A 14,133-nucleotide genomic window follows, 5' to 3' on the forward strand; every position below is an offset into this window, starting at 1 on the left:
GTGACCTCTGTCGTTGTCACCTCCGCTGCCGGGGGTGCGGGGCCCGCTCGTCTCAAATTGAGACCGGCGTCACACTCGATCGGAGTAGCCTGGCGCTTCGATGATCGAGCAGCCCCTCGGTACGAGGCACGCCCGGCGTGCCCGTGAACGTTTTCTGACCGACCACGACCTGGACCAGGCCGTGCGGGAGAGCATCTCCGTGTCCTGGCGCCGTTCCCGGGCGCTCAACGTCCCCGCCGACCGGCTGGAACTACCCTTCGTCCGCGAACCCAACCTGGACAGCCCCCTGGTGGACGCCGCGGATCCGGTGCTGCGGCAGCTGGCCGAGGGGTTGATCGACGAGCCGATCAGCGTCGTGCTCACGTCGGCCGACGGCGTGGTGCTCCGGCGCATCTCCGCAGACAACCGGCTCAACCAGATGCTCGACGACGTGCATCTGGCGCCCGGCTACAGCTACTCGGAGGAGTTCGCGGGAACCAACGGCATCGGCACCACGCTTGAGACTCGCCAACCCACGCTGGTGCGCGGCGCCGAACACTACGCCGAGTGCCTCGGCGAACTCGCCTGTGCGGGCGTGCCCATCATCCATCCGGTGTCGGGCGCGCTCGTCGGCGCGCTCGACCTCACGGGCTGGGTCGATGACGGGGGACCGCTGTTGGCGACGTTGGCGAAGTCGGCGTCCGACCAGATCGAGGGCCGCCTGCTGGCGCGCGCCAGCGCCAAGGAGACGGCGCTGTTGAACGCCTACCTGCGCGCGTGCCGTCGATCGCCGCAGTCCAAGGTCCTCGCGATGGGCGATGACGTGGTGCTGATGAACCGCAGACTGCGGTGGGCGCTGGACGTGCAGGACCAGGCGGCGCTGTTGGAGCATGCCGCCGACTTCGGTCAGCTGGCCAACGGGCGGCATCTGCTGGCTCCGCTGCCCAGCGGCAGGAGTGCCCGAATCTCGTGCACCGACGACTTCCCCGACCAGCAGCCGATTCACATGGCGGTCTGCTACGTGCACCTCCTTGACACGCAGGCGCCGCCCGTGACGCACGCGCGGCGTGGCGTCGACCAGCTGCCCGGCATCGCCGGGGCCAGCTCATCGTGGCGGCGCAGTTGCGCGGTCATCTCGCGTTACGCCGACGAGCGGCAGTGGGTCGCGGTATCGGGGGAGCCCGGCTCAGGACGCTATGCCGTGCTCAAAGCCGCTGCGGCGCTGCACATTCGGCGGCCAACCCGGGTGTTGACCCCTGCCGACTTCAACGACGGCGCGCACGCCATGGAGGCCTTCGCGGCACAGCTCGACGACGACGACTTCAGCATCATCATTCGAGACGTCGACCTGCTCGACGAAGCTCAGCAGGTCGCAATCGCCGAGCTGTGCCAGGGGCGTGAGGAGAGCGGCTGGATCGGTGTGACGATTGGCGGGGCGGATGCCGATTCCGATTCCGGCACATCGGTTCTGACGTTCATCGGCCAGACCGTGCCCGTGCCTGCGCTGCGGCATCGAATCGAGGATCTGCACGAGCTCGTTCCGCTGCTGCTCCGTAAGTTGAGCCGAGGATCGGACGTGCGTCTATCGTCGGCGGCCATGCGTCAGCTCTGCAAGTACAGCTGGCCCGGCAACGTCGAGGAACTGCGCGAGGTGCTCCGCGACGTGGTCGGAAGGCAGCGCTCGGGGGTCGTCGAGGTGGACCAACTGCCGCCCACCGTCCGCGCTCTCAGCAGGCACATGCTGACCCAGATCGAGGCGCTCGAACGCGACGCGATCGTGCGCAGCCTCGAGGACAACGGCGGCAGCAAGGTCGATGCCGCCGCGGCACTTGGCATCTCCCGCGCCACCATCTACCGCAAGATCAAGGAGTTCGGCATCGACGTGTGACGCCGCTCTCCCGGCGGACGCCCTCCGCCGAATCCCAGCCGACGTTGTGCGACGATGCGGGGATGACCGTTCGCCCAGCACACTTCACGCAAACCGCCGAGGACACCTTCCAGCCGACGGCGAATGCGCAAAGCAGTTGGGGCGCTGATCATCTCAATGGTCCCGCCCTGGCCGGATTGGCGGCGACGGTGCTCGACGACCGGTACGGCGATGACGACTTCCTACCCGCGCGGCTCACCGTCGATCTGTTCCGGCGGGCACGAGGGGTGCCGACCGTGGTCTCGACCCGGCTGATCAGGGACGGCAGGCGGGTGCGCAACGCGGAGTGCGAGATCGTCCAGGACGGTGTCGCCGTCGTACGGGCCACGGTGGTTCAGTACCGGCGGTCGTCGCCTCCGCTGGGCGAGGAATGGTCCACCGCGCCGAGTTTCACTCCGCCGTCACTCGACCCCGCCCGGTACACCTACATGGGCAGCGACCAGGGGGAGTGGTCGGATTCCATCGCCGATCATCAAAACGCGTCACGCAAGCGGTTCCTGAGCCAGCCCATCGACGTCGTCGAGGGGCGGAAGAATCCACCGTTCGCGAGCGCCGCGATGACCGCCGAGCACACCAGCCTGGTGACCAATCTGGGCAGTGCGGGCATCGGCTACATCAACGGCGACCTCACCGTCGGTCTGGTGCGGTTGCCGCGCGGCGACTGGATCGGGGTACAGGCCGACTCGCACTGGGCCGCCGATGGCATCTCGGTCGGCACGTCCACGTTGTTCGACGAGGACGGCCCATTCGGCTCGGGCATGGTCACCGCGGTCGGCAACCCGGCGGCGCACATCGACTTCACCAGCAACGACCATCGGCCCGGGCTTCGTTGATCCCCGTTCAATCGTTCGGCTTTCGTGAACGGTATGTCCGGATAAATCACGTGGACGTGAACAGTCGTGGTGGCCTTCAATGTCGTCATGGCCTTCGAAGCGGTGGCGACCACGAACTCGGCGCGCAGCGGCACTTCGATGGCGATGGGCTCGATGCTGTGCGTTCAGGTCGGGCTCGCCCTGTCCATCGGACTGATCGATCAGATCGGCGCTGAGGGAGCCGCCTGGCTGAGGCTGGCGTGGGCCGGCGTGCTGTTGCCGATCATCGTCCGTCCGCGCCCTTCGGTGTTCACCAGGACCACCTTCTTGACCTGCGTCGTCCTCGGCATCGTGACCGCAGCCATCACCCTGCTGTTCATGGCCGCGGTGTCCAGGATCCCCCTCGGCACCGCTAGCGCCCTGGAGTTCCTCGGCCCGCTGGGCGTCGCGGTCATCAGGGGCAGGGGCCGGAATCGGTTCGTCTGGCCGGGCTTCGCCGCGGCCGGGGTGGTGTTGCTCACGCAGCCCTGGGCGGGGGCCATCGACCTGATCGGCGTCGCCTACGCCCTGACCGCCGCGATCTGCTGGGGCTGCTACATCCTGTTGACCCAGCGGGTTGGCGACGGCGTGGAGGGCATCAACGGGCTGGCCGTATCGATGGGCGTGGCGGGGGTGTTCTCCACCCTCGTCGTCGGGTCGTCGGTGATTCCGCGCATCACACCCGAGATCCTGCTGTTCGGAATCGGTCTTGCGATCCTATTGCCGGTGATCCCCTTCACGTTGGAGCTGCTGGCCCTCCGCAGGCTGACGGCGGCGTCGTTCGGCACGCTGATGAGCCTGGAGCCCGCGTTCGCCATGCTGGTCGGCTTCCTGGTGCTCGCACAGGCCCCGGGAATGACCGGCGTGGCTGGCATCTGCCTCGTCGTCGCCGCCGGAATCGGTGCTGCGCGCAGCGGGGCCAGACCGCCGGTCCTCGTCGACGTCACCTGAGTTTCGCTACGCTTGGCGGAATGGCACTCTCCGACAACACGTTCGTCAAGGCGTTCAACACGCTGGCCGTGACGTTGATGGACGTCCCCGTGATCGGCGGATTGGTGCGGCGCGGGCTCGTCACGGTCCGCTACGTCGGGCGACGGTCGGGCAAGACCTTCGAGATCCCGGTCGGGTATCGGCGCTCCGGTGATTCGATCGTCATCTCGGTCGCCATGCCCGACGCCAAGCAGTGGTGGCGCAACTTCCTCGGCGACGGCGGACCGATCACGCTCGTCGGGTTCGACGGCCGCGACCGGACCGGCCACGCCGTCGCCAACCGCGACGATCGCGGCCGCGTGGCGGTCACCGTCCGACTCGATCGATGAGCTACTTGCCGTCGATTCGCTTGCGGCGGTAGAGGGTTCCGAGACCGACCAGCAGCAGGCTGCCGACCAGGATCGCGGTGGCGAGGACGTTGATCTGCGGCGGCACCGCCGCCTTGACCGATGCGTTCACGTAGAGCGGGTACGTGACCGTCGACCCGCTGACGAAGTACGTGACGATGAAGTCGTCCAGTGACAGCGCGAACGACAGCATCGCGGCGGCGACGATGCCCGGCACGATCAGCGGCAGGGTGACCTTGAAGAAGGTCCTGGTGGGGCTGGAGCCAAGGTCCATGGACGCGTCCTCCAACGTCCAGTCGAAGCCGCGCACCCTGGCCCGCACGGTCATCGCGATGAAGCTGATCTCGAAGGCGATGTGGGCGATCAGGATCGTCGTGTAGCCGGTTGCCCAACCAAAGTCGAGGAACAGCACCAGCAGCGAGGCGCCCATCACCACTTCTGGCGCCGTCAGCGGCAGGACCAGGAACGTGTCGACGGCCTTGCTGCCTCGAAAGCGTTGCCGGACAAGCGCAATGGCCACCAACGTGCCGAGCACCAGGGCGATCAGCGTCGAGACGACGGCGATGTTGATACTCAATTTCAGCGCCTCGGCAAGGGCCGGATACTTGAACGGGTCCAGCCAGTTCTCGAGCGTGAAACCCCGCCAGGTGTAGTTGAACTTGCCTGCCGGGTCGTTGAACGAGAACAGGATGATGACGAAGATCGGCAGGAACAAGTACAGCATCACCAGCCCGGCGACGACGCGCAGCGTGACGTCGCCGAGGTTGAAGCGACGCCTGGCGCGGGGTGGTGTCGATGCGCCGCGGTCGGTGACCTCGACGGCCTGAGACGTGCCGGGAACCGTCATACCAGATCCTCCGTGCCGAGTGCCTTCGTGTAGAGCAGCACGCCGACGAGGATCAACGCCATCAGCACGAAGCTCAGTGCGGCGGCCGCCGGGTAGTCCTTGACCACCAGGAACTGTTTCTGGATGACGTTGCCTATCATCGTGGTCTGCGGGCTGCCCAGGTAGTCGGCGTTGATGAAATCGCCTGCGGCAGGGATGAACACCAGGAGGCTGCCGGCCAGGACGCCCGGCATCGACAGCGGCAGGACCACCTTCCCGAAGGACCTGGCATTCGACGAATAGAGGTCGCGGGACGCCTCGAGCAGTCGCGGGTCGATCTTCTCAAGGCTGACGTACAGCGGCAGGATCATGAAGATGATCCAGTTGTAGGTCAGGCCCCCAACCACCGCCCAACTCGTCGACAGCAACCGGCCCTCGCTGGGCAGCAACCCGATGTTTCCGAGCACGCTCACCACCCAGCCGTCGTCGGCGAGGATGGTCTTCCACGCCAGGGTGCGGATGAGGAACGTCACGAAGAACGGGAGCAGGACCAGCCCAAGGATCAGATTCTTGTAGCGACCCGCCTTGAACGCGATGAAGTACGCGAGCGGGTACGACAGCAGGATGCACAGCACCGTGGCGATGAGCGCGTAGACGAAGGACCTCACGATCTGGTCCTGATACACCGAGAAGGCATGCGCGTAGTTGCCGAACTCCCACGAAAACGACAGTGTCGGAACGAATACCGACCCGCCCTGCGACGACAGCGACGTGCGCAGCAGCGACCAGAACGGCACCACGAAGAACACCGCGAGGTACGCCAGCGCGGGCAGCACCATCAGATACGGCGCGATCTTGCTCCGCTGTCGACTGCTACTGGCTACTCCAGCCATCGCCGACCTCAGCCGCCGGTGACGGCCGCGTATGCGGTGTTGAAGTCCTGGGTCTGCTTGTCGGTGAGGCCCGGCCAGCCCTTCGCATTGGCGATCATTTCCGCGGGCGGGTTGATGAGGGGGTTGTTGGCAGCGTCGGGATCCACCTTGGCGAGTTCGTCGGTCATGTCCGACAGCACGGGGATGTACTGCACGAAGGCCACCAACTTCGCGTAATTGGCACGGTCGTACAGGTAGTTGATCCAGGTCTCTGCCCAGTCCTGATGCTGACTGGTCTGCGGGATGACCATGGTGTCGACGAACGTCGTTCCACCGGACTCGGGGAGGATGAACTCCATGTCCGGGTTGTCGGCCTTGAGCTGGACGATGTCACCCGAATAGGCCTGGGCGATCACGAGATTGCCCGAGGCGAGGTCCTCGATGTAGTCGTTGCCGGTGAACTTGCGGATCTGACCCTTGTCGTTCTGTTCCCTGACGAGGTCGACCGCCTTCTGCACCGTCTCGTTGGTGGGCTGCTCGATCGAATTTCCCTGCGACATCATGATCATGCCGAGCGCGTCCTGCTGGTCGGAGAACAGGCTGACCCGGCCCTTGAAGGCTGGATCCCACAGATCCTCGATCTTGGTGATCGGCCTGCCGGTCGCGGCCTTGTTGTAGCCGAGCCCGACGAACCCCGACATGTACGGCGCGCTGAACTTCCGCCCCGGATCCACACTGGCCTCGAGCAGGTCGGGGCGCAGGTTGTCGATGTTGGGGATGTTGGACTTGTTGAGCTCGTTGAGCCAACCCAGCTGCTGCAGGCGACTGGCCATGAACGTCGTCGGGACGGCGAGATCACAGCCGATGTCCTGCTTGCGCTGCAGCGGTTCCTTGACCTTCGCGAACCACTGCTCGTTGTCGTTGAAGTCCTCCTTGTAGTCCACGGTGAGGCTCGAGGACTTCTGGAATTCGTCGACGAATCCGGGTGCCATGTAGGCAGGCCAGTTGGAGATCCGCAGTGCGGAGGAGACCTCGCCGCCCCCGCCGCCGCCGCCCGAACTGCACGCCGCCAGGAACGACGGGCCCAGCGCGAAGGCCGCCGCCGCGGCCGCGCCACCACCCAGGAACCTGCGTCGCGAGGTGCGCGAGGACGCGAGCCGGGACATCAGTCGGGGGTCGATCTCGTTCGCCATGGAAAGTGCCTTTCGTGGTGCTTCGGGGAGGTGCTTGGGGGAGGGCCTGTCGGAGACGAGCTGATCCAGAGTGCGCGGGGAACCGTCAGGGCTCTGGGGGAGCGTCGAACATCTCCTCGAGGTCCTCGGTGGTCGGAATGTCGGCCGCGGGCAACACGAGAGAGGCCTCGGGTGCCCAGGCGGCGTGCACCTGGTCGCCGGGGCGCAGCAGCGGCAGGTTCTGCTCGGGGCCGACGTGGGCCACGATCGGCGAGCCGTCGGGGGCATCCATCGACAGCCGCACGACCGGGCCCTGGAACACGAGGTCGGTAACGGTGGCGGTGACCGTCGCGAGGTCGCCCGCCGGTGCCTCCATGGACACGCGAATGCGTTCTGGGCGCACCATCAGGGTGGCGTGGCCGCCCTGCTCGATCGTGGTGTCGCCAGGGCGTGCCCGCAGCGTGGTGCCGAGCACCGATAGCTGAGCGAGCGCACCGTCCATTCCGGACAGGCGACCCGGCCAGAGATTGGCCTGGCCGATGAAGTTGGCGACGAACACCGTCGCGGGCCGGTCGTAGATCTCGGTTGGGCTGCCGATCTGCTCGACGGTGCCTGCATTCATGACGGCGATGCGGTCACTCATCGTGAGCGCTTCCTCCTGGTCGTGGGTCACGTAGACGAACGTGATCCCGACCTCGCGCTGGATGCGCTTGAGCTCGAACTGCATGGCGTGCCGGAGTTTCAGGTCCAGCGCGCCGAGCGGCTCGTCGAGCAGCAGGGCGCTTGGGTAGTTGACCAGTGCCCGAGCCAGGGCGACGCGCTGTTGCTGACCGCCGGAGAGCTGCGCTGGCCTTCGCTTGGCGAAGTCGCCGAGGCGGACGATCTCGAGCATCTCGTCGACGCGCCGCTTGAGCTCGGACTTGTCGACCTTCTTGCTGCGCGGCCCGTACGCGACGTTGTCCCAGACGGTCATGTGGGGGAACAGCGCGTAGTGCTGGAAGACCGTGTTGACGTTGCGCTTGTGGGGCGACACCGTCGACACGTCGACGCCTTCGAGGCGGATCGCTCCCTCGGTGGGCGTCTCGAAGCCGGCGATCATGCGCAAAGTGGTGGTCTTGCCGCAGCCCGAAGGGCCGAGCATCGAGAAGAACTCGCCCGACGCGATCGAGAAGTCCGCATCCGCCACCGCGACGTAGTCGTCGAACCGCTTCGTGACGTGGTCGATCTCGATGACGGGGCGCCCGGGGTCGCTGGAGCCTGCGTTCTTCGCCATCTTGGGATGGACGGCCGTGGTGTCGGTGCCGGTCAGGACGATCTCCTCGTGCTGGGCACGTGCAGCGGCTCCCCCCGGAGGCGTACATCGCCCATTGCTGCGCGTGCGCTGTCGATAAACCATCGCCGATGTGGACCACCTTCGCAAGCGATTCCGCACGAAATTTACATTTCTACAATGGAATCCTTTGCTCGGAAGGTTGCCAAGGTGCCGATTCCGCCGTGCGCGCCTGGGGCTAGCCCAGGCGCTTGGCGCAGCCGGCGAGGATCTGGTTGAAGGACCACCTGAGCAGGCGTGCGCTGATCGCCTCCATGGCTCGTCCGCCCGCGAGGGCGGGGTGGGTGTAGCTCGAGTCCCAGTCGACGTGGGTGCCGTCGCCCTTGGGCGTGAACGTCAGGGTGCCACCGTCGTGGCGGAACACCGGGAACGACTTGAGGATCAGGTACGAGTAGCTGCGCGGCGCGTCGTACGCCGTGATCTCCTCCCGGAACCAGATGCCGATCCCCGTCACCTCGCGCACCGCGCCCGCGGCGGGCGCCGAGGTTCCCTTCACCCAGCCGGCCCTGATTACGAGCGGGACCGCCGTCAGGCTCGCAGGGTTGGCCAGCCACTCGAAGACGCGCTCCGGAGGTGCTGCGATCGTCCGTTCCACGTGAAGTTCGACCACGCGGTCAACGCTAGCGCCCGGACACCAGCCTCACGTGAATTCGCTCGCGGAGGCCTCTATCCAGTCCGAGCGCCATGCCTCGGGCGGATCCTCGAGCAGCTCGCCGGGCATCAACCAGTCGTAGATCTCGGCGTAGGTCTTGGTGCGTTGGCCCTCGATACGGCGGTTCAACATCGCCGGGGACAGTTCGTGGAAGCCGTCCAGCCCCATCGACGCGACGATCTGCGCGGCGCTGGCCACCGTCGCGCGCTGATAGTTGAACACCCGAATGGTCTTGTCGGGCACGTCGAGTGCCCGCGCTCGCGCGGGATCCTGCGTCGCGACGCCGGTAGGGCAGTGGTTCGTGTTGCACTTCAACGCCTGAATGCAGCCGACCGCGAACATCATGGCCCGCGCCGCCATCAGGAAGTCCGCGCCCTGGCACACCCGGCTGACGATGTCCACGCCGCTGGCCACCTTGCCCGACGCGCCGATGCGGATGCGGTCGCGCAACCCGGTGCCGACCAGGCTGTTGTGGACCAGCATCAGCCCCTCGGTCAGCGGCATCCCGACGTGATCCTCGAACTCCTGCGGCGCCGCGCCCGTGCCGCCCTCGCCGCCGTCGACGATGACGAAGTCCGGGGCGATGCCGGTGGCCACGATCGCCTTGCAGATCGAGAGGAACTCGGTTCTGGCTCCGATGCACAGCTTGAAGCCGACGGGCTTGCCTCCCGACAGGCGTCGCAGCGTTGCGATGAACTCCACGAATTCCGTCGGTGTGTCGAAGGCGCTGTGCGCGGGCGGAGACACCACGGTCCTGCCGATCGGCACGCCGCGGGTGGCGGCGATCTCGGCGCTCACCTTCGGACCTGGCAGCACGCCGCCGAGCCCGGGCTTGGCGCCCTGTGACAGCTTGATCGAGATCGCCTTCACCGACGGCAGCGTCGCCTTCTCCCCGAACGCGACCGGATCGAAGCGGCCGTCGGCGTCGCGGCAGCCGAAGTAGCCGGACCCGATCTCCCAGATCAGGTCGCCACCGGCGCGTAGGTGATGGGGACTGATACCGCCTTCCCCGGTGTCGTGGGCGAAACCGCCCCGCGCCGCGCCCGCATTCAGCGCCTCGATCGCGTTCGCGGACAGCGCGCCGAAGCTCATCGCCGATACGTTGAGCATCGCGATGTCGTAGGGCTGCGCGCAATCGGGGCCGCCGAGGCGCACCCTCGGATCCAGGGTCTCGGCGAAGTGCGCCCGGATGGAGTGCCGCAGGAACTCGTAGCCGATGGCGTTGACGTCGCGTTCGGTGCCGAACGGCTCGTCACCCTTGGTGCCCTTGGCCCTCTCGTAGACCAGATCCCGCGTCTCGCGGTCGAAGGGGGTCGCCTCGGTGTTCGACTCGACGAAGTACTGCCTGATCTCGGGCCGGATGAACTCCATCAGGAACCGGACGTGACCGAGGATGGGATACACCCGCAGGATCGTGTGCCGCGTCTGCATCAGATCCCAGGTGCCCAGCGCCGCGAGCCCGACAAGGACGCCGGCGGGCAGCGCCCACCACCAGGACACGTTGACGGCCGCCGCCACGCTGAGCACGGCGGCGAGCCAGACACCTGCGACGATCACGGGCCGTGTGATCACGGCGTGAGGGTATCGCGAGTCACAACCGGCCCGTGGCTATGATCGCCGGGTGGTTGATCAGCCGGAGCCGTCGGGACTGTCGCAGGAAGCCCTGACGTCGGCCGTCGCCGCGGCCCGGCAGGCCTTCGACGATGCCGCCGACCTGGACGCGTTGGCCCGCGCCAAGACCGAGCACCTCGGCGACCGCTCACCGATCGCACTGGCGCGCCAGGCGCTTGGCTCGTTGCCCAAGACCGAGCGCGCCGACGCCGGTCGCCGCGTGAACGTCGTCCGTGCCGAGGCCCAAGCCGCGTTCGACGCCCGCATCGAGGTGCTGCGCGCCGAGCGCGATGCCGCAGCCCTGGTCGCCGAGCGGATCGACGTCACACTTCCCTCGACCCGCCAGCCGATCGGCGCCCGCCACCCCATCACGATCCTGGCCGACCACGTCGCCGACGTCTTCGTCGCGATGGGTTGGGAACTGGCCGAGGGACCCGAGGTCGAGACCGAGCAGTTCAACTTCGACGCACTGAACTTTCCGCCCGATCACCCCGCGCGCAGCGAGCAGGACACCTTCCAGGTGGCGCCGGACGGATCGAGGCAGGTCCTCCGGACCCACACCTCGCCGGTGCAGATCCGGGCGCTGCTGGAACGGGAGTTGCCGGTTTACATCGTGTCGATCGGCCGGACATTCCGCACCGACGAGCTCGACGCCACCCATACGCCCGTCTTCCACCAGGTGGAGGGCCTGGCGGTGGACCGCGGCCTGACGATGGCCAATCTGCGCGGCACGCTGGATGCCTTCGCCCGCGCCGAGTTCGGGCCCCAGGGCCGTACCCGGTTGCGGCCGCACTTCTTCCCGTTCACCGAGCCGTCGGCCGAGGTCGACGTCTGGTTCGAGAACAAGAGGGGCGGGGCGGGCTGGGTGGAGTGGGGTGGCTGCGGCATGGTGAACCCGAACGTCCTGCGGGCTTGTGGGATCGACCCTTCAGCGTATTCCGGCTTCGCCTTCGGCATGGGGTTGGAGCGAACCCTCCAGTTCCGCAACGGGATTCCCGACATGCGCGACATGGTGGAGGGCGACGTGCGGTTCTCCCTGCCATTCGGGGTCGAGGCCTGATGCGCCTTCCCTACAGCTGGCTGCGCGAGGTCGTGCAGGCCGGCGCCCCAGGATGGGACGTCTCGCCCGCCGAGCTCGAGCGGGCGCTCATCAGCGTCGGCCACGAGGTCGAGGACGTCGTCCCCGTCGGGCCCGTGACGGGACCGTTGACCATCGGTCGAGTCGTCGAGATCGAGGAGCTCACCGAGTTCAAGAAACCGATCCGGGCCTGCAAGGTCGACGTCGGCTCGCGCAACGTCGACGGTCAGCCTCGTGACATCGTATGCGGGGCAACGAATTTCAGCGTCGGTGACCTCGTCATCGTGGCGCTGCCCGGCACCGTGTTACCCGGTGACTTCGAGATCGCCACCCGCAAGACCTACGGCCACGTCTCGGACGGGATGATCTGCTCGGCGTCCGAGCTCAACCTCGGCAGCGATCACTCCGGGATCGTCGTCCTTCCCCCGGGCACTGCCGAGCCCGGCGATCCGGCCGCCGACGTCGTCGGGCTCGACGACGTCGTGTTCGATCTCGCCATCACACCGGACCGCGGCTACTGCCTGTCCGTGCGCGGCATGGCAAGAGAGATCGCCTGCGCGTACGACCTGGACTTCGTCGACCCCGCCGACGTCGAGCCGCTTCCCGTGACGGGCGAGGCGTGGCCGCTGACCGTCCAACCCGGCACCGGCGTCCAACGCTTCGGTCTGCGCCCCGTCACGGGCATCGACCCCGATGCCGTCTCACCGTGGTGGCTGCGACGCCGATTGATGCTCAGCGGGATTCGCGCGATCTCGCCCGCCGTCGACGTCACCAACTACGTGATGCTCGAACTCGGCCACCCGCTGCACGCCCACGACAGCAGCCTCATCACCGGTGCCTTCGACGTGCGGTTTGCGACGCAGGGGGAGACGGTCGTGACCCTCGACGACGTCAAGCGCACCCTCGATTCGGGCGACGTCCTGATCGTCGACGACGTCGCCACCGCGGCCATCGGCGGCGTGATGGGCGCAGGTACCACCGAGGTTCGCGACAGCACCACGAACGTCCTGCTCGAGGCGGCGGTGTGGGACCCCGCGGCGACGTCGCGCACGCAGCGCCGACTACGCCTCGTCAGCGAGGCGGGCCGCCGCTACGAGCGGACCGTCGATCCGGCGATCTCCGTTGCCGCCCTCGACCGTTGCGCCACCCTCTTGGCCGACATCGCGGGCGGTACCGTCGAGCCGAAGCTGACCGACTGGCGTGGCGACCCGCCGCGCGATGACTGGTCGCCCCCGCCGGTCGGCATGCCGGAGGACCTGCCGGACCGCGTGGCAGGAGTCGAATACCCGGCCGGTGCCACGGTGCGTCGACTCACTCAGATCGGCGGCGTCGCGGAGGTTTCGGACGGGTACGTCACCGTCACCCCGCCGAGCTGGCGCACCGACCTCAAGCAGCCCGCCGACCTCGTCGAGGAGGTGCTCCGGCTCGAGGGTCTCGACAAGGTGCCGTCGGTGCTGCCGACCGCTCCGGCGGGACGGGGCCTCTCGCCAGCCCAGAAGCGGCGCCGTGCGATCGGGAAGTCGTTGGCGCTCAACGGCTTCGTCGAGATCCTTCCGACGCCGTTCCTGCCCGCCGGAATCCTTGACGCCTGGGGGCTGCCCGCAGACGATCCACGCCGGGCGACCATGACGGTGCTCAACCCGCTGGAGGCCGACCGGCCACACCTGGCCACGACGTTGCTGCCCGGCCTTCTGGAGGCGTTGGTGCGCAACGTCTCCCGCGGTGCGCCCGATGACGCCCTGTTCGGCATCGAGCAGGTGGTCATTGCGACCCCGCAAACCAAGACCCTGGATCCCATTCCCGTCGACCGGCGCCCCACCGACGCCGAGATCGCAGCCATCGACGACGCGCTGCCGTGGCAACCGCTCCACGTCGGTGTCGTCCTGACCGGCTTGCGGGAACCCGCGGGTCCGTGGGGGCCCGGTCGTGCCGTCGACGCCACGGACGCGTTCGAGGCCGTGCGCATCATCGGCCGCGCGTGCCACGTCGACTTCGAGTTCCGCGCCGCGCAGAGGTTGCCATGGCACCCTGGCCGGTGCGCGGAGATCGTGCTCGACGGCGCGGTCGTCGGCCACGCGGGCCAGCTGCACCCCGCGGTGATCGAGCGGACCGGGCTGCCGAAGGGCGTGTGTGCCGTGGAGCTCGACCTCAGCGCCGTTCCCGTCACCGAGCCGCTGCCTGCGCCCGCGGTCTCGCCGTTCCCGGCCGTGTTCCAGGACGTCAGCCTGATCGTCGCCGACGACGTCGCCGCGCAGGACGTCGTCGACGCGGTCCGCGACGGCGCGGGCGAGCTGCTCGAAGCCGTCAGCCTGTTCGACGTCTACGTGGGTCCGCAGCTCGGCGAGGGGCGCAAATCGCTGGCCCTCGCGCTGCGGTTCCGTGCCGCCGACCGGACGTTGACCGAGGACGAGGCCAGCGCGGCTCGGGACGCCGCCGTGGCGGTCGCGACCGCGCGTGTCGGCGCCCAACAACGCCGCTGACCGCGAGCTAGATAATGA

12 protein-coding genes are annotated in these 14,133 nt (G+C 67.7%); 6 read left to right on the forward strand and 6 right to left on the reverse strand.

The window, feature by feature from the left end; genetic code table 11:
- Positions 1–100: 100 nt before the first annotated feature.
- The 4 genes from ABW137_RS18115 to ABW137_RS18130 all read left to right on the forward strand — a co-directional run bounded on the left by ABW137_RS18115 (position 101) and on the right by ABW137_RS18130 (position 4,076).
- Positions 101–1,867 carry a sigma-54-dependent Fis family transcriptional regulator gene (locus ABW137_RS18115; RefSeq protein ID WP_526402446.1) on the forward strand — a complete coding sequence of 589 codons (1,767 nt, stop codon included), beginning with the start codon at positions 101–103 and terminating at the stop codon, positions 1,865–1,867.
- A gap of 62 nt (positions 1,868–1,929) precedes the next feature.
- Entirely contained in the window at positions 1,930–2,739 is an 810-nt protein-coding gene (locus tag ABW137_RS18120) for an acyl-CoA thioesterase domain-containing protein (RefSeq protein WP_526402448.1), read from the forward strand.
- 87 nt (positions 2,740–2,826) lie between these two features.
- Positions 2,827–3,708, forward strand: coding sequence for an EamA family transporter (locus ABW137_RS18125; RefSeq protein WP_526402449.1), 882 nt, complete (start codon positions 2,827–2,829; stop codon positions 3,706–3,708).
- Between the two features lie 20 nt (positions 3,709–3,728).
- Positions 3,729–4,076, forward strand: a complete 348-nt coding sequence (locus ABW137_RS18130) for a hypothetical protein (protein ID WP_526402451.1) — start codon at positions 3,729–3,731, stop codon at positions 4,074–4,076.
- Between the two features lies 1 nt (position 4,077).
- Here ABW137_RS18130 and ABW137_RS18135 read toward each other — a convergent pair whose 3' ends face one another.
- From ABW137_RS18135 to ABW137_RS18160, 6 genes are all read right to left on the reverse strand, one after another.
- Positions 4,078–4,941, reverse strand: a complete 864-nt coding sequence (locus ABW137_RS18135) for an ABC transporter permease (RefSeq protein WP_526402452.1) — start codon at positions 4,939–4,941, stop codon at positions 4,078–4,080.
- Positions 4,938–5,813 carry an ABC transporter permease gene (locus tag ABW137_RS18140; protein WP_526402454.1) on the reverse strand — a complete coding sequence of 292 codons (876 nt, stop codon included), beginning with the start codon at positions 5,811–5,813 and terminating at the stop codon, positions 4,938–4,940. Before ABW137_RS18140 ends, ABW137_RS18135 begins: the two co-directional genes overlap by 4 nt.
- Before the next feature lie 8 nt (positions 5,814–5,821).
- Entirely contained in the window at positions 5,822–6,985 is a 1,164-nt protein-coding gene (locus tag ABW137_RS18145; RefSeq protein ID WP_526402456.1) for a polyamine ABC transporter substrate-binding protein, read from the reverse strand.
- 85 nt (positions 6,986–7,070) lie between these two features.
- Positions 7,071–8,237: an ABC transporter ATP-binding protein gene (locus ABW137_RS18150; RefSeq protein ID WP_526402485.1), complete on the reverse strand. Its 1,167-nt coding sequence runs from the start codon at positions 8,235–8,237 to the stop codon at positions 7,071–7,073.
- Between the two features lie 235 nt (positions 8,238–8,472).
- Positions 8,473–8,904: an SRPBCC family protein gene (locus tag ABW137_RS18155; protein WP_526402457.1), complete on the reverse strand. Its 432-nt coding sequence runs from the start codon at positions 8,902–8,904 to the stop codon at positions 8,473–8,475.
- A gap of 30 nt (positions 8,905–8,934) precedes the next feature.
- Complete coding sequence (locus ABW137_RS18160) at positions 8,935–10,515, reverse strand: FMN-binding glutamate synthase family protein (protein ID WP_526402487.1); 1,581 nt, start codon at positions 10,513–10,515, stop codon at positions 8,935–8,937.
- Between the two features lie 52 nt (positions 10,516–10,567).
- Between ABW137_RS18160 and pheS the strand changes: the two genes are divergently transcribed.
- Positions 10,568–11,617, forward strand: coding sequence for a phenylalanine--tRNA ligase subunit alpha (gene pheS, locus ABW137_RS18165; RefSeq protein ID WP_526402459.1), 1,050 nt, complete (start codon positions 10,568–10,570; stop codon positions 11,615–11,617).
- The gene (gene pheT, locus ABW137_RS18170; protein WP_526402461.1) at positions 11,617–14,115 is read left to right on the forward strand and encodes a phenylalanine--tRNA ligase subunit beta; all 2,499 of its coding nucleotides are present in this window, start codon (positions 11,617–11,619) and stop codon (positions 14,113–14,115) included. The genes pheS and pheT overlap by 1 nt, the downstream gene beginning before the upstream one ends.
- The last annotated feature ends 18 nt before the right edge of the window (positions 14,116–14,133 follow it).

The organism is Mycobacterium sp. (genome assembly GCF_040509115.1).
In the GTDB taxonomy this organism is placed as follows: domain Bacteria; phylum Actinomycetota; class Actinomycetes; order Mycobacteriales; family Mycobacteriaceae; genus Mycobacterium.

Excerpts from the sequence above, each read along its gene's own strand:
- ABW137_RS18130 (WP_526402451.1), top strand. The coding sequence starts at position 3,729 with ATGGCACTCTCCGACAACACGTTCGTCAAGGCGTTCAACACGCTGGCC.
- ABW137_RS18125 (WP_526402449.1), top strand. The coding sequence starts at position 2,827 with ATGGCCTTCGAAGCGGTGGCGACCACGAACTCGGCGCGCAGCGGCACT.
- ABW137_RS18120 (WP_526402448.1), top strand. The coding sequence starts at position 1,930 with ATGACCGTTCGCCCAGCACACTTCACGCAAACCGCCGAGGACACCTTC.
- ABW137_RS18145 (WP_526402456.1), bottom strand. The coding sequence starts at position 6,985 with ATGGCGAACGAGATCGACCCCCGACTGATGTCCCGGCTCGCGTCCTCG.
- ABW137_RS18150 (WP_526402485.1), bottom strand. The coding sequence starts at position 8,237 with ATGGCGAAGAACGCAGGCTCCAGCGACCCCGGGCGCCCCGTCATCGAG.
- ABW137_RS18135 (WP_526402452.1), bottom strand. The coding sequence starts at position 4,941 with ATGACGGTTCCCGGCACGTCTCAGGCCGTCGAGGTCACCGACCGCGGC.
- pheT (WP_526402461.1), top strand. The coding sequence starts at position 11,617 with ATGCGCCTTCCCTACAGCTGGCTGCGCGAGGTCGTGCAGGCCGGCGCC.
- ABW137_RS18115 (WP_526402446.1), top strand. The coding sequence starts at position 101 with ATGATCGAGCAGCCCCTCGGTACGAGGCACGCCCGGCGTGCCCGTGAA.
- ABW137_RS18140 (WP_526402454.1), bottom strand. The coding sequence starts at position 5,813 with ATGGCTGGAGTAGCCAGTAGCAGTCGACAGCGGAGCAAGATCGCGCCG.